The following is a 14,453-nucleotide window of genomic DNA, read 5'->3' as shown; positions in this document are numbered from 1 at the left end:
CTCTTCCGTCAAGCCTAATCCCTCTTGCTCGGGCCTCGCCCCGTTCCCGAAGCTGCCAGGAGCAGCCAGGAAAAGAGGACGATCATGCCGGTCCAGGCCCAAGCGAGCCGGCTGTCACCGTTGCTTACAGCAACGTAAATCGCTGTTGGCAGCGTCTGTGTCACCCCGGGAATGTTGCCGGCCACCATCCACGTTGCACCGAATTCGCCCAATCCTCTGGCAAACGCCAGAATATAGGCCGAGACCGCCGCACGCCGCACGAGCGGCAGCGTAATCCAGCGGAACACCTGCCATTCGCCGGCTCCGGCCGAACGGGCCGAATCCTCAAGCTCGGCATCCACCGATTCGAACCCGACGCGCATGCTTTGATAAACCAGGGGAAACGAAACCACGATCGCCGCGATGACGGCGGCCCCCCAGCTGAATACGACCGGTCTTGCGAACAGCCATTCCGCCGCCATCCCTACCCAGCTATTTCTGCCCAGTATAACGAGCAGAAGAAAGCCGACAACCGTCGGCGGCAGGACGAGCGGAAGCATAAGCAGCGTTTCGACCGCCGTCTTGCCGGCAAATCGGCGCCTCGACATCCACCGGGCTGCCGCAGTACCTAGTATAAACGTAATGATGCTGGAGAGCAGTGATGTTTTTATCGACAGCCACACCGGCATCCAGAACATCTCGGCTTCCGTCACGGCGATTCCTCCACCACGTCGAAGCCTGCCTTCTGAAATATCGCTTTCACTTCCGGCGTTTTCATAAAAGCCAGCAGCTCGCTTGCCTCCTCCGGATGCTTGGCCTGTACCGGCACGGCTGCGGGGTACTCGATCGGCTGATGCAGGCCCTGATTGATCTCCATGGACAATACGGCTTTCGACGAATGGGTCAAATCCGTTTTGTAGACGAATCCCGCATCCGCATTGCCAGACTCCACGTAAGCCAGCACCTGTGACACGTCCTTGCCGTACACGGCCTTGGACTCCACCTCGTCCCATAGCCCTTCATGCTGCAGCGCTTCCGCAGCGTACTCGCCGGCCGGAACGGTATCGGGCTGACCGACCGCCACAATCCGGACATCCGGTCTTAACAGCTCGTCCAGCTGTTTGATGGAAGGCTTCGGCCCAGGCTCAATCAGCACAAGGCTGTTCCGGAACATCAGCTGAACCGAGTCGGCCTTTACAATCCCCTTATCGACAAGACGATCCATCGGCTCCACTGCAGCGGATACGAATAAATCGACAGGGGCTCCTTGCTCCAGCTGCTGGCCCAGAGAGCCGGAGCCGCCGAAATTGTACCGGATCCGGACATGGGAATGCTGCTCTTCGAACAGCCGCCCTGCCTCCTCCATACTGTCCTTAAGACTTGCGGCTGCGGATACCAAGAGCTCCACCGGTTCTTCCCCGCCGGACGTCATATCTTGAGCATCATTTCCCGAAGAACGACCGGAAGCGCATGCCGATAGCAGGAGCAGCACCGCTAACAGCGCAGTGATCATGATCGGCCGTTTCGGGAAGGTTCCGCGGCCGGCCATGTCAGGAAACCACCGCAGCGCCGATCAGATGACTAAGGCTCTTCATCTCAAGCTCTTCCAGCTTCTGCAGGGCACGTTCAGGATCCACGGCCAACCGGCATAGATCCAGCTCGCATTCCATCGGAACCTCGCAGTGGATCTCGGCAAGCTGACGGGACAGATGAAGCATATCCAGATCGGCTTCAATCTTGCTCCGAACCCCCTTCGTTAGGGCATCCAGATTTTCCAGTATCCCTTCCACCGATTCATATTCCTGAATCAGCTTGACCGCCGTCTTCTCTCCGATCCCGCGCACGCCCGGGTAGTTGTCGCTGGTGTCGCCCATAAGCCCCTTCACATCAATGACCTGCTTCGGCAGGAGGCCTTTCTCTGCATACAAAGTTTCCGGAGTATACACCATATAATTGCCGTGGCCTTTTTTCATAATAATGACGGAGGTGGATTCGTTGACAAGCTGCAGCAGATCATGGTCCCCTGACAAGATCATTACCTTCATGTCACCGCCGAACCGTCTGGACAACGTTCCGATGCAATCATCGGCTTCGTAGCCCTCGACCCCCAAATTCGGCATTCCGAGGCATTCGGTCACCTCTCGTACGAGGGAAAACTGGGGGATCAAATCATCCGGCGCATCCGGACGGTTCCCCTTGTACATCGCAAACTGTTCCGAACGGAACGTTTTCGATCCCATATCCCAGCAACAGGCGACATGGGTCGGGTTGAATTTATCGATTGCATCCCATAAATAACGCAGGAATCCGTAGACCGCATTGGTAGGCAGACCGGATTTCGTACGGCGAATGTATCCGCTGGATGCGGTAGCATAATAAGCTCGAAATAATAAAGCCATCCCGTCTACGAGCATTAAGGATGGTTGTTGATGGGGTATCACGTAATATCGCTCCTAACTGTATACTTCTGTTATGCATGGGTTACCATCATGATTCCTTGCCATTATACCATATCAGCCTCGGATCTTGGGCTTGTCTAAAGGCGTTTCTTTGAATTTCCTGCCCATTCCTTTCATCCGGGTGGCATCTGAAGACCAGCCTGGTTCAAAAATCCGCAAAAAAGAAGCATCCTTTGGTCTCATGACCTTAAGATGCTTCCTCGTTGGATCCCGCTGACTGGCCGGCTGCCGGGGCCGGGTGAACTCCGTTGGCGGCATGATGCCCATCTTCTCCAGCACCAGCGTTCAGTTTTGAGACGATTTCGGATTTCGATTGATGTCCGGGTTGACCGGAGGGTTCTTATACCCGCCGCTGACTCGGTGGGGCTGCCATCCTACTTGCCCCAAGCCTCCTGATATTGCTCGGCCTTAAAACCAACCGTCACCTGCTTGCCGTCCGTCACGATCGGACGCTTGATCAACCGGCCGTTGCCGGACAACAGCTCGATCTTCTCATCATCGGAAAGACCCGGCAATTTATCCTTCAGGTTCATTTCCTTGTAAACCTCGCCGCTCGTATTAAAAAACTTCTTCAGCTCCAGCCCGCTCTTGGCAACCAGATCGGCCATTTCTTCCTTGCTTGGGGCCTCTTCAAAAATATTTTGGAGCTCAAGCTCATAGCCTTCATTCTGAAGCCATTTCACGGCATTCCGGCATGTGCCGCATTTCGGATATTGGTATACCTTCAATTTGCTCATACGTTATGTGCTCCTTCTTATGTCGTAAAAACTGCTAAGATCTTGCCCTTTCAGCCTCCTGAAGCCATGCTTTCAGCCGATTCATATCATCCGGCAGCGGTGCGCGGAACTGGACCGTCCGTCCATCCATCGGATGCACAAGCGTAAGGCTCGAGGCATGAAGCGCCTGTCTTCCGATTCTCTCGTCCAGCCTCGCCACCTTCTCATATAGCACAGGCGGTAGCGGGTCCGTATTTGCGGAGGATGCCCATTCCGCCCCCGACACCCGGCTGTAGACCGGATGCCGGTACATCGGATCGCCGATCAGCGGGCAACCGATGCTTAGCATATGCACCCGAATTTGATGCGTTCTGCCGGTCTCCAGCTTCAATTCAACCAAGGAAGCGTCGCGGTATGCCGCAACCAGCTTGTAGCGGGTCAATGACGGGTAGCCGCTCGGCGTAACGATCCGCCGGTGAGGCTCGAGCGGGTCCCGATCGATCGGTCCGTCAATATCGCCATCGGCGGGCTCAGGTCGTCCATGAACGAAGGCGACATATCTTTTATCCACGGTCCCGGCGATCATTTGCTCGGAAATATGCTGATGAACATAAGGGTTCTTGGCAATAACGAGCACCCCCGATGTTTCCTGGTCCAGACGGTGCACGGCCCGGAAGCGGTAGTTCCAGCCCTTCTGCAGCCAGTAATGAACGACGCCGTTGGCCAGCGTATCCGTATAATGCCCGTGCGTCGGATGTACAATGACCCCTGCCGGCTTGTTCAGTACAAGGATGAATTCGTCCTCGTACATAATGTCCAGATCCATCGGCTGCGGCAAAATATCATCCGAGCGCTCCTGCTCCATGCGGATTTCAACGACATCTCCTGTCTTAACCTTGACGCTGATGTACACACGCTCGCCGTTGAGCATGATCCCCTTTTCGGTGAGCTTAAGCCGGGAGAGCAGCTTCCGGGATACCCCCATCCGCTGTTGGAGGATCGTCTTTAGCAGCATGCCCTCCTCATGCCCGGATATGACATACTTGATCGGCGGATAATACGAGTCCATCAATTATCGAAACACCTTCCCGCTGCGCTCGTACTCCACATCCGGTATTCCCGCACGGGCATTCGCCGCGCGCGCCGCCACGAAGAAATAATCCGACAGCCGGTTCAGATAACGGCGTACCTCCGGATTACTCTCAATGTCGCGCTGCAGCGTAACGGTCAGCCGTTCCGCCCGGCGGCAGACGGTCCGGCATACATGGAGGGCGGCCGCCAGCGGGCTTCCTCCCGGCAGGATGAAGCGTTCCAGCGGCGGATTGCCCTCCTCCAGCTCATCCATCCACGCTTCCAAATGATCGACCAGGCCGGTTTTCACCTTGTATTTATCCTCGCGTGGCCTTGCATAAGCTAAATCCGAGCCGCAATCAAACAGCTCATGCTGGATCTGGACCAGCTGCCGGGCCAGCTCCTCGAACCCGCTCTCCTTCGCCAGGCACACGGCCTGTCCGGTAAAGCTGTTTAATTCGTCAATCGTACCGTACGCTTCGATCCGCGGATCATCCTTAGGAACACGTCCGCCGATAATGGAAGTCTCACCGGCATCCCCTGTTTTCGTGTATATCTTCATTTACGCGTCTCCTCCTTATCCCGATTCAGGCAGCTTTCTTATATCAACTTATTATGCTCAACTATAGCACAACCCGGTGCAACTTCCCCAATCGCTTCAAGCCAAAAGAGGATTGTCCAGATGTGAATAAGGCTGCTCACGCGGGTAATTGGATCACCCACAGAACAGCCTTATCTTTATATTTTTCATATATTAGAGGATACTCGCGTTTATAATTTCTTTTTCGGGTTGGCTTTCATGTACTCGTTAATCTTCAAATCCAGCAAACTGCTGATTTCGATCACGATCTCCGAAGTGAAGGACTGTTCTTCAAGAAAAATCTGCTCCATCTTCCGGCGGAGCATGTGAATTTCGTCTTCCAAGGTGATTTCCTGAGGAGTGGATTTCGCTGATTTCATTGACCATTTACCGTGATCATTGTCTTCAGCCGTATAATCACCACGGTAATTTGACAATTCATAATCACAAAACACTGGTGATCCCTCCTTGGAAAGTAAAATTCTGCTCCCAAAATAAAATTATAACATATTTCTGACCAATGAAAAGTAAAACTTTTGTTAATTCAAGGAAAACGTACAACGAATTCCTTGCTTATATTAATTTTTCCATAAACTTTCCTATACGCTCCAACGCTTCGTTCAGCTGTGATATGGATGTTGCATAAGAGCAGCGTATAAAGCCTTCCCCGCCCGATCCGAAAGCCGTGCCTGGAACGGCAGCGACCTTGGCCTCTGTCAGGAGCTGCTGGGCGAAATCCTCCGATGTTAACCCCGTCCGCTTAATGCTTGGGAATGCGTAGAAGGCCCCTTGCGGTTCATGGCAATCCAGCCCGACCTCACACAATCCCTTGACAATGAGCCTGCGCCGCTGATTATACGACTCCACCATGCGATCCTTCTCGCCCATACCGTTGCGGAGCGCCTCCAGCGCGGCCACCTGTCCCATCGCAGGCGCGCACATGACGGTGTACTGATGAATCTTCAGCATGGCGGCAATCAGATCGGAATGCGCGCACACATATCCCATACGCCAGCCCGTCATTGCAAATGCCTTGGAAAAGCCGCTGACCAGAATCGTGCGGTCTTTCATGCCCGGAACCTGGGCAAAGCTGACATGCTTGCCTTCGTACGTTAGCTCGGCATAGATCTCATCGGAGATGACGATCAGATCATGCTTCTCCACCACTTCCGCAATCGGGAGCCAATCCTCATAGGTCATAATAGCCCCTGTCGGATTGCTTGGATAACACAGAATCAGTATTTTCGACTTCGGCGTAATCTTCGCCTCGAGGGCCTCGGCCGTCAGCTTGAACTGATTCTCGGCCTTCGTCTCGATGCCAACCGGCACCCCGCCGCCCAGCGAGGTAATCGGAGAATAAGAAATATAACACGGTTCAGGTATCAAAATTTCGTCGCCGGGAACGATCAAGGCCCTAAGCGCCAGATCGATCGCTTCGCTTCCGCCGACGGTCACAATCATTTCATTCGCAGGGTCGTAAGCGACATGGAAGCTGTCGTTCAAATATTCCGCAATCGCTTCGCGCAGCTCCGGCATGCCCGCATTGGACGTATAGCCGGTAAACCCGCGCTCAAGGGAATAAACGCAGGCTTCGCGGACATGCCACGGAGTTACGAAATCCGGCTCGCCGACTCCGAGCGTGATGATATCCTTGTTGCCGCTGACCAGATCGAAAAACTTCCGGATTCCCGAAGGCTGAATATTTCTAACACTCGGCGCCAGATAGGAGCTCATCGATTTCCTGTTTTGTTCTGCAAGCTGCTGTTCGTTCACAATCATAGCACACGCTTCCTTTACGGCGAGATCAGGAGACGGTTGTCTTCTTCACGCTCTTCAAAAATAATCCCGTCTTGTTTATATTTTTTCAAAATAAAATTGGTTTTGGTCGACAGTACCGAATCAATCGGTGACAGCTTCTCGGACACAAAATTGGCCACTTCGCGCAAATTGGCGCCTTCCACTTCAACCAGCAGATCATACGCGCCGGACATGAGGTAGACCGACTTCACTTGAGGGAACAGATAAATCCGCTCCGCAATGCCTTCGAAGCCTCTTCCGCGTTCAGGCGTAATCTGTACTTCGATCAGCGCCGTTACCTTCTCATCCTCAACCTTGCCCCAATTGACAACTGTCGCATATTTCACGATCACATGATCCCGCTCAAGCTCTGCAATGGAGGTCTTTACTTCTTCCTCATCGACACCAAGAAGGGTTGAGAGCAAAGCCGGCGATCTTCTCGCGTCCTCTTTCAGCAGGTCAAGCACCTTCAGTTTCAATTCGCTTAGCTCTTCCATATACGTATCCTCCAGCACTTGCTTTCGATCCCTTCATCAGCTGCAGGGTTCGGAAGCAGAGATTAATACCTATATTACAATAACTCACATGGGATGTGCAAAACAAAAAAACCGACGGCTGCTCCCGCGAAAGCTGCAGCAAGAACCATCGGTTTTTATGCGGGGAAAAGCATGGCTGCATTTAGGATAGCGGCGGAACGTTTGCCGCATGGGAAGCAACATTCGGCTGGTGTGCGAACGGACCCATCGCTGCGTTTTTTTGGCCGATTAGATCCCGCGCTTTTTGGACGGACTGCTGTGCCTGCTTATACTGCTTGTCCACATCGACCTTCAGCGCATATGATCCGGCGGAATACATGTTTTGCTGTTTCATCAGGCTGTATAACTCCCCCTGCAGCTTCAACGTGTCCGCAGTCAGGCTCTCGAACATTTGCCGGACGGCGGGGCAGGATGACTCCGTTGTGGCCGTCGTATATTCGCGAACCGTTCGCTTCAGCTCACCCAAAATCGTGCTGAGCATATCCTGTTCCGGTAAAAATGAAGCATTGCCCATGGATGCCATTAATAATCCTCCTTATGTTCATGTGCTCGATGTATTTAAGGTTGAGGTTACTGGGGCTGTGCAGGCGCGATTCCGCTGTGTGCCTGGAGCGAATTCACCAGGGTATCCATATGCTGCTCGTGACGGCTTGCAAACCCCATCAGTGCCTGCTGGATCGCAGGATTCTTGCTTGCCGCCGCCGTTGCCGCGCAATGCTTGGCCAGCATCGCTTCATTCGATAGGCAATCCGCGATATAGTCCAGCTCTTTGAAGGTCAGCGGCTCCATTTGATGATTGGATGTCATGTCGTTGTCATTCTCCTTTGCCATAAAGTATCGCAACCCTAGTATGCCTCGGGCAATAAAAACTATGTTCCGGGCCTCATAAATCCCCGGCAGGAATCCAAAACTAATATGGATCGCCCCATACGTTTTGAAGGAGGAAGCGCGAAGAACATGATATTGACCGGCGGCACCACCCCCTGGACATTTTTACACAACGAGCCCGTAGCGAAATACCCCCGTTTAGAAGATAAGATCCATTGCGATGTTCTTGTGATCGGCGGGGGCATCAGCGGAGCGGCCATGGCCTACGTACTGACGAAACAGGGTGTGGACACCGTGTTGTTGGAAAAAGGGCGCGTTTGCGGCGGCAGCACCTCGGCCAATGCGGGACTTCTGCAGTTCGCCAACGACCGGATGCTTTCCGAGCTGATTCAGCAGTTTAACGAACAGCAGGGCAAGGCCTTTTACCGGATGTGCAAAGATGCGGTGAACCGACTATCTGATATTGCCGGAGAGCTATCCATCGATTCATCCTTCACGGAAAGAAACAGTCTCTATTATGCGAGCACGCCTGAGGATGCCGGCAAGCTTCGGCATGAGTATGATATTCTGAAGCGCTGCGGCTTCGATGTGGAGTATTGGGACCGCGAGCGAATCAAGGCCGCCTTTCCTTTCGCAAAGGAAGCGGCGCTATATACCCGTGGAGACGCCGAGGTTAATCCTTACCTTCTCGGACACGGCATGCTGAAAGACGCTAGCCTTCAGGGGCTCCGGATTTATGAGGAGAGTGAAGTCCTGAATTGCCTATATACCGACAGCAGCGTAGTGGCCCATACGCAGCGGGGGGCGGTGACGGCTAAGCAGGCCGTATGGGCTGGAGGTTATGCCATGCAGGATTGGAAGCCGGACCGTCAGGTGGTGCTGACCAACACGTATGCGATCATGACCGAGCCGGTATCCGATCTATCTTCTTGGCACGATCAGGCGTTACTGTGGGAGTCCGGCAAGCCCTATCTCTATTTCAGAACAACGCCGGATCACCGGATTATGGCCGGCGGACTGGACGAGCCTCCCCCTTCTTCCGGCAGGCCGGATCAGTTCATCAAGGAACGAAGCGCCAGGCTGCTGAAGGAAATCGGCCGCATGTTCCCCAAGCTGGAAGGCGTAAGAATGGCTTGCGCCTGGGCGGGGATCTTCGCGTCTACGAAGGATGGCATGCCGCTCATCGGATGTCATCCCGAATACCCGAACAGCTATTTCATGGAGGTATACGGCGGCAACGGTACGGTATTCAGCATGATTGCGGCAGAGCTCCTGGCTGAAGCCATTGCAGGCCGTGAGCCCGAAGCGCTGGCGTGGCTGTCCTTGACCCGTCCGGTCGAGATCAAGAACGAATAGACATGCTGGCCAATGCAGCAAAGGGTATCCCGGGCACGAACCCGCGGATACCCTTTTTTTTGAATGACTGATTCCCCGTGTTTCCTAGTCGGCTTTCCCAGTATAGGTCGCTTGTTTGTCCCCGGTAAACAGCTTCCGCATAAAGATCCATGAGCCGATCGGCGAAGCGCCCAAAAACAAAAGCAGCAAGGTAATCGTTAACGTATCCTGCCGTATGGACAACACCATGATAAAGACCAGAAGTCCTGCGATTCTCCCCAAAGTGAGGCTCAGCTCCCGAAGAACGACAAGCTCCACCCGCTTCTCCACGTTTTCCCGGTTAAGTCCCATCAGATCGAAGCTTACCGATACGGACGGCAGCATGTACAGCGGGATAAACAGCGAGGTACCGATACCAAGCACCAGCAGGGTCGTATAATTGACATCCAGAAGCAAAGGCACAATGACAAGCAGCATACACGCTGCGCCGATGAGCATACCGGTTTTGCGGTACTTCGGCTTGAACCATTTCCCGCATATCCAGTAGCTAACGAGCGAGACGGCAGAGGTGATTAGCGCGAATTGGCCGAGCTTGGCCTCACGGTCGGTAGCGACAAATACGAGCAGCGTGATGAGAAAGGAAAATACCCCTTCCCGCATCCCCTGCACGGCAAGCCCCCATACGGCATATTTCCACACCCCGCCTTCCTTTAACCGGTGATAGGCTTCGAGCCAATGGTAGCTGTCCTGGACCGGACGCTTGTGCAGAAAAAAACTAAGAACGACCGTTACGCCGTAAATGATCATCGAGACCGTGAAAATAAACCTGTAGCCGGACTCTCCGTGCATAATCGTGATGATCCAGCCGGCCAACCACGGCCCGATAATGCCGGTGATGGAGCCCAGCAGCCCGATCCAGCCATTGAACCAGTCCCGGTTCTCCGCGCTGGACACTTCGAAATAGACGACATTAAAGGCCAGCCAGAACAATCCCAGCGATACGCCGAACAGCAAGCCGAGGGGCCAAATGTAATCAACGGCTTGACCTCCTGCCCACAGCACGCACATATAGAATATGCCGGAAACGGCAATTCCGAGGCGGAGGGCATTCATCTTATTGTGCTCCTTCACCCATTTCCCCGCAGCCCAGAAGGTAAGCCCCAAAGCGACTTGCTGGGCAATCGTAAACCAGCCAAGCATCAAATAATCCTGCCGGCTCTTCCACAGGTACACGTTCAGGAATGTGCCCGACAGCGCGCTCGATAGAATGAAGAGGCCATGAACGGAAAGTAGAAGGATAGCCTGGGGGTCCTTTGTCCATTTCATCTGCAGTTCCTCCCTTGCCAGTTACACTGAAAGTCCTCGGATATTTTACCCTTTCCGTGCCCGCTTCATAACGAAAAAAGGGAACCGCTCCTTAGCGGTTCCCTGTAACAAGCCCTAAGACGGGCCATTTCGCCTATCCTTACGGCTATTCCTTTTTCTGGATAAAGCTTCGAATCAAACGCAAACGGTCGTCCTCGGCCAGATTGTACTGTACCTGGAAGCAACCTGGACACACGTAGACGTTCATGTCGAAAGGCGGCTTCAGCACCGGTCCTTGCAGCAAGGAGGCGACAGCCGGCTGGAATCCCTCTTCCGTCACGCGCTGCGTGCCCGCATGGAGCATATACTCCCGGCAATGGAAGCACTCCGGCACCTCGTCCTGCTCGTCCAGAACCGCTTCCACGGCCTCCTCGAATGCAAACAAATCATGATCCTCTCCGTACTTATCCACCGTTCGCAGCGAAGAGAGGTTCTCCGTATCGGATCCCCATATGCGGTGAAGCTCACGCTTCTCATCTTCGGAGATATCAAAGGATTCTTCGTCCACTTCATCCAGATCCGCCGGATCGGCTTCCTCATCCTCCCGGTCAATGGAAATGCTGAGGGTCCGGTACCCCTTCAGCTCGTTGGAGCAGTGGGGACATGTATCCTCGGGACCGATCTCTTCGTCCCACACAATTTCATTTTGACACCATGGACATACCGTTGGCTCCATCGTTACATTCATTCCTTTCCTAATTAAAGCGGCCCATGATAGGTCGGTTCATATATTTTACTGGGACATCAAATAAACGATGCCCCCCACAAAGAAGATCAAGGCGGCCGCAAACAGCACCCGCGGCAAATATTTCATCGTACTTTTCCTCCCGTACTAGCAGCCCTACGTAATACTGGCGCCGATAATGTAAGATAAAGATACGGTGATCAGCAGCACAATTAAGCCGACGGCACGGTTATCCTTGCCGATTTCCTCATCAACGGAGAATACCGGAGTAAGGAATTCCAACAGCAAATATGCCGCCAACAGCAGTATAAACCCTAAGAACGACCATTTAATCATACCGTAAATGGAGGTGTTGGCCGTAATGCTGTAGCGCATAACATTGCAAATACCGAATACCTTGCCTCCCGTTGCCATGGCTGCGGCCACATTACCCTTGCGTATTTCATCCCAGCAGTTGTACTTGGTGACCAGCTCAAAGCAATACAGGTACACGATCAGCGCCAATATAGCCACCGAAAAATACCCGACAAGCACGCCCAATGGGTGGGTCAGCAAATGATCAATCGCTTCCATCATTCCCAATAGTTCCTCCCCGAACCTCGGCGGGACTCTGAAGACCTGGTGAGGTCAAGAATCCCGCCGGACTAATCCCTATGGTGTATTGTATACGTATGAAGGAGAAAACGGTTCCTGATTTTTGCTCTTCCTTATTTCAGCTCGGCAATCGTAACGCCGGTTCCGCCTTCACCGTAGTTGCCGAGGCGGTAGCTTTTGACATGCTTATGCTTGCGCAAATATTCCTGAATGCCTGTTCGCAATATCCCCGTACCTTTGCCATGGATGATGTAAATCTGGCCCAGGTTGCCGAGGAACGCCTCGTCGATAAAGCGGTCCACCTCGATTAACGCTTCCTCCAAATTGGCGCCACGAAGATCAAGCTCATTGCGGATATTTGCATCACGCGTTCGCTTGAGCACCGTGGCATGCTGCTTCTGGGCCTGTTTGGCGTTTGCAGCCGGATTGGACAGCAGCTCCAAATCGTCGAGCCCGACCTTCATCTTCATGATGCCAAGCTGCACAATCGCTTCCTTCGATCCTGCGAGCTCCACCACATGGCCTTTCTGGTTCAGGCTGTACACGCGGACCTCGTCACCGGCTTCGATACTGCGCTGCTGCTTGCTCTGGCGCTGTGCCCCCGGCCTTTTGCCCTGCTCGGGCTCGGCTTCCTCCAGCCGCTTTCTGGCCGCGATCAGCTTATGCTCCTTAACCGAAGCCCCTTCCTCCTGGGCCAGCTTGCGCAGATCCGATATGATCTGTTCCGCCTCGGAACGAGCTTTATCGACAATCTGCTTCGCTTCCACGCGCGCTTTATCAACCAGCTTATCGCGCTGGTCCTCCAGCCGCTGAAGCTCCTCACGATGACGGGCGCGCAGCTCCTCCATTTCCTTCCGGACCTGCTCCGCCTTCTCGCGTTCAACCTCGGCAGTATGCCGGTTTTCCTCAAGAGAGGCAATCATATGCTCGACCCGCTGATCCTCTTCCTTCACTTCACCCCGGGCAAATTCCAGAATGGAGCCCGGCAGACCGAGCCGTTCCGCAATCGCAAAAGCGTTGCTTCGTCCCGGCACGCCGACGAGGAGCCTATAGGTTGGGCTCAGCGTGTTGATGTCGAATTCCATGCTGGCGTTAATAATGCCCTTCCGCTCGTAAGCGTAGGCTTTCAGCTCGGAATAGTGGGTTGTGGCAATCATGCGGCAACCCATGGAATGGATATGCTCGAGGATCGCGATCGCGAGGGCGGAGCCCTCCGCCGGATCTGTACCTGCCCCTACCTCGTCCAGCAATACTAGGCTTTTCGGGGTCATTTGGGTCAAAATGCGAATGATATTGGTCATATGGCTGGAAAAAGTACTCAGGCTCTGCTCGATGCTCTGCTCATCCCCGATATCGGCATAAATCGCATCGAATACGCACATCTGGCTGCCTTCCTCGGCCGGAATGAACAAACCGGACATCGCCATCAGATTGAGCAGCCCGATCGTTTTCAGCGTAACGGTCTTTCCTCCGGTGTTGGGGCCGGTCACGATGATCGAAGTATACGAATTGCCCAGCTCGACATCAAGCGGCACGACCTGATCCATCGGAATTAGCGGATGGCGGCCTTTGCGGAGCTTGATATATCCCCGGTCGTTCATTCGCGGCAGCGAAGCCTTCATGACATGCGCCAAGCGGGCTTTGGCAAAAATAAAGTCCAGCTGGCCGACCAGATCGACGTCAATCGCCAGCACGTCGGCCTGCTCGCCGACCTGTGCGGTCAATTTTTGCAGGATGACTTCAATTTCCCGTTCTTCCCGAATCCGGGTCTCCCGAAGCTTGTTGTTCATGGCCACAATGGATTCCGGCTCGATAAACAGGGTAGCGCCGGATCCGGATTGATCATGGACGATGCCGCCGAAGTATGAACGGTACTCCGCCTTGACCGGAATGACAAAACGGTCGCCGCGGATCGTAATCAGCTGATCCTGCAGCATCTTCGCCACCGATTGGGAGCGGATCATCGATTCCAGCTTCTCCCGGATCCGCACCTCGCCGTTTCGCAGCTCGCGCCGAATCTGGGCCAGCTCCGCGCTTGCCGTATCCAGCACCTCGGCCGAATCGTCGATGCATGCCCGGATCGCATCCTCCAGCGGCTTCTGCTCCGAGATCAAATCGCTCAAATGAAACAGGATGTCGATGGGTTCATCCTCATGGATGCCTGCGATGAAACGCTTAATGCGCCGCGAGCCTAAGATGGTGTTCGCCGTGGCTAACAGCTCATGCGGATTCAGCGTCCCTCCGATCCGCGCCCGCTTTAATGCGTCATTAATATCCGTAACACCGCTGAAGGAAGGCGTTCCCTTCAGCCGATCGACGGTGTACGCCTGGTCGGTCGCCGCGAGCAGATGCTTCACGTCCTCAAGCTCCGCAACGGGCCGAAGCTGCTCCGTTCTCTCGGCTCCCATCGAGGTCTGGGTATACTGCGACAATGTATTTAAAATTTTTCGATATTCCAACGTTTGCAAAATCTTGTCGTTCAAGAAGCTCACAACTCCTCTCAATCAA

The 14,453-nt window shown here is 54.0% G+C and carries 16 protein-coding genes; 1 reads left to right on the top strand and 15 read right to left on the bottom strand.

Annotation, left to right across the window (positions count from 1 at the left end):
• Window positions 1-14: 14 nt before the first annotated feature.
• The 11 genes from modB to NSQ46_RS06490 all read right to left on the bottom strand — a co-directional run bounded on the left by modB (window position 15) and on the right by NSQ46_RS06490 (window position 7,945).
• Window positions 15-677, bottom strand: a complete 663-nt coding sequence (gene modB, locus NSQ46_RS06540) for a molybdate ABC transporter permease subunit (protein ID WP_040737926.1) — start codon at window positions 675-677, stop codon at window positions 15-17.
• 11 nt (window positions 678-688) lie between these two features.
• Window positions 689-1,528 carry a molybdate ABC transporter substrate-binding protein gene (gene modA, locus NSQ46_RS06535; protein WP_007127273.1) on the bottom strand — a complete coding sequence of 280 codons (840 nt, stop codon included), beginning with the start codon at window positions 1,526-1,528 and terminating at the stop codon, window positions 689-691.
• 1 nt (window position 1,529) lies between these two features.
• Window positions 1,530-2,393 carry a 5'-3' exonuclease H3TH domain-containing protein gene (locus tag NSQ46_RS06530; protein WP_186332859.1) on the bottom strand — a complete coding sequence of 288 codons (864 nt, stop codon included), beginning with the start codon at window positions 2,391-2,393 and terminating at the stop codon, window positions 1,530-1,532.
• 419 nt (window positions 2,394-2,812) lie between these two features.
• A complete protein-coding gene (locus tag NSQ46_RS06525) occupies window positions 2,813-3,175 on the bottom strand; it encodes an arsenate reductase family protein (RefSeq protein ID WP_007127271.1) in 363 nt (120 codons plus the stop codon).
• Window positions 3,176-3,209: 34 nt separating this feature from the next.
• On the bottom strand, window positions 3,210-4,223 hold the full coding sequence (locus tag NSQ46_RS06520) for an RluA family pseudouridine synthase (RefSeq protein WP_251535478.1): 1,014 nt from the start codon (window positions 4,221-4,223) through the stop codon (window positions 3,210-3,212).
• A gap of 3 nt (window positions 4,224-4,226) precedes the next feature.
• On the bottom strand, window positions 4,227-4,787 hold the full coding sequence (locus NSQ46_RS06515; protein WP_342576498.1) for a cob(I)yrinic acid a,c-diamide adenosyltransferase: 561 nt from the start codon (window positions 4,785-4,787) through the stop codon (window positions 4,227-4,229).
• A gap of 209 nt (window positions 4,788-4,996) precedes the next feature.
• Window positions 4,997-5,260 carry an aspartyl-phosphate phosphatase Spo0E family protein gene (locus tag NSQ46_RS06510; protein ID WP_007127268.1) on the bottom strand — a complete coding sequence of 88 codons (264 nt, stop codon included), beginning with the start codon at window positions 5,258-5,260 and terminating at the stop codon, window positions 4,997-4,999.
• A gap of 118 nt (window positions 5,261-5,378) precedes the next feature.
• The gene (locus tag NSQ46_RS06505) at window positions 5,379-6,584 is read right to left on the bottom strand and encodes an aminotransferase class I/II-fold pyridoxal phosphate-dependent enzyme (RefSeq protein WP_028403780.1); all 1,206 of its coding nucleotides are present in this window, start codon (window positions 6,582-6,584) and stop codon (window positions 5,379-5,381) included.
• A 14-nt stretch (window positions 6,585-6,598) separates the two neighbouring features.
• On the bottom strand, window positions 6,599-7,099 hold the full coding sequence (locus NSQ46_RS06500) for an Lrp/AsnC family transcriptional regulator (RefSeq protein ID WP_007127266.1): 501 nt from the start codon (window positions 7,097-7,099) through the stop codon (window positions 6,599-6,601).
• A 181-nt stretch (window positions 7,100-7,280) separates the two neighbouring features.
• Window positions 7,281-7,661, bottom strand: coding sequence for a spore coat protein (locus NSQ46_RS06495; RefSeq protein WP_342576497.1), 381 nt, complete (start codon window positions 7,659-7,661; stop codon window positions 7,281-7,283).
• A 47-nt stretch (window positions 7,662-7,708) separates the two neighbouring features.
• A complete protein-coding gene (locus tag NSQ46_RS06490; RefSeq protein ID WP_007127264.1) occupies window positions 7,709-7,945 on the bottom strand; it encodes a hypothetical protein in 237 nt (78 codons plus the stop codon).
• Window positions 7,946-8,095: 150 nt separating this feature from the next.
• Here NSQ46_RS06490 and NSQ46_RS06485 point away from each other — a divergent pair, with 150 nt between their 5' ends.
• Window positions 8,096-9,322, top strand: coding sequence for an FAD-dependent oxidoreductase (locus tag NSQ46_RS06485; RefSeq protein WP_342576496.1), 1,227 nt, complete (start codon window positions 8,096-8,098; stop codon window positions 9,320-9,322).
• An 84-nt stretch (window positions 9,323-9,406) separates the two neighbouring features.
• On the opposite strand, the gene NSQ46_RS06480 is transcribed toward NSQ46_RS06485, so the two are convergent.
• The 4 genes from NSQ46_RS06480 to NSQ46_RS06465 all read right to left on the bottom strand — a co-directional run bounded on the left by NSQ46_RS06480 (window position 9,407) and on the right by NSQ46_RS06465 (window position 14,428).
• Window positions 9,407-10,627 (bottom strand): MFS transporter, encoded by a 1,221-nt coding sequence (locus NSQ46_RS06480; protein WP_342576495.1) that lies wholly within the window; start codon window positions 10,625-10,627, stop codon window positions 9,407-9,409.
• Window positions 10,628-10,772: 145 nt separating this feature from the next.
• Window positions 10,773-11,342, bottom strand: coding sequence for a hypothetical protein (locus tag NSQ46_RS06475; RefSeq protein ID WP_040737785.1), 570 nt, complete (start codon window positions 11,340-11,342; stop codon window positions 10,773-10,775).
• Window positions 11,343-11,507: 165 nt separating this feature from the next.
• Window positions 11,508-11,927 carry a DUF350 domain-containing protein gene (locus tag NSQ46_RS06470; RefSeq protein WP_007127260.1) on the bottom strand — a complete coding sequence of 140 codons (420 nt, stop codon included), beginning with the start codon at window positions 11,925-11,927 and terminating at the stop codon, window positions 11,508-11,510.
• Between the two features lie 131 nt (window positions 11,928-12,058).
• Window positions 12,059-14,428 (bottom strand): endonuclease MutS2, encoded by a 2,370-nt coding sequence (locus NSQ46_RS06465; protein ID WP_007127259.1) that lies wholly within the window; start codon window positions 14,426-14,428, stop codon window positions 12,059-12,061.
• Window positions 14,429-14,453: the final 25 nt, after the last annotated feature.

The sequence above is a fragment of the Paenibacillus sp. FSL M8-0142 genome (assembly GCF_038597315.1).
Classification (GTDB): Bacteria; Bacillota; Bacilli; order Paenibacillales; family Paenibacillaceae; genus Paenibacillus_AQ; species Paenibacillus_AQ lactis.
This window is presented reverse-complemented; position numbering and strand designations above follow the sequence as displayed.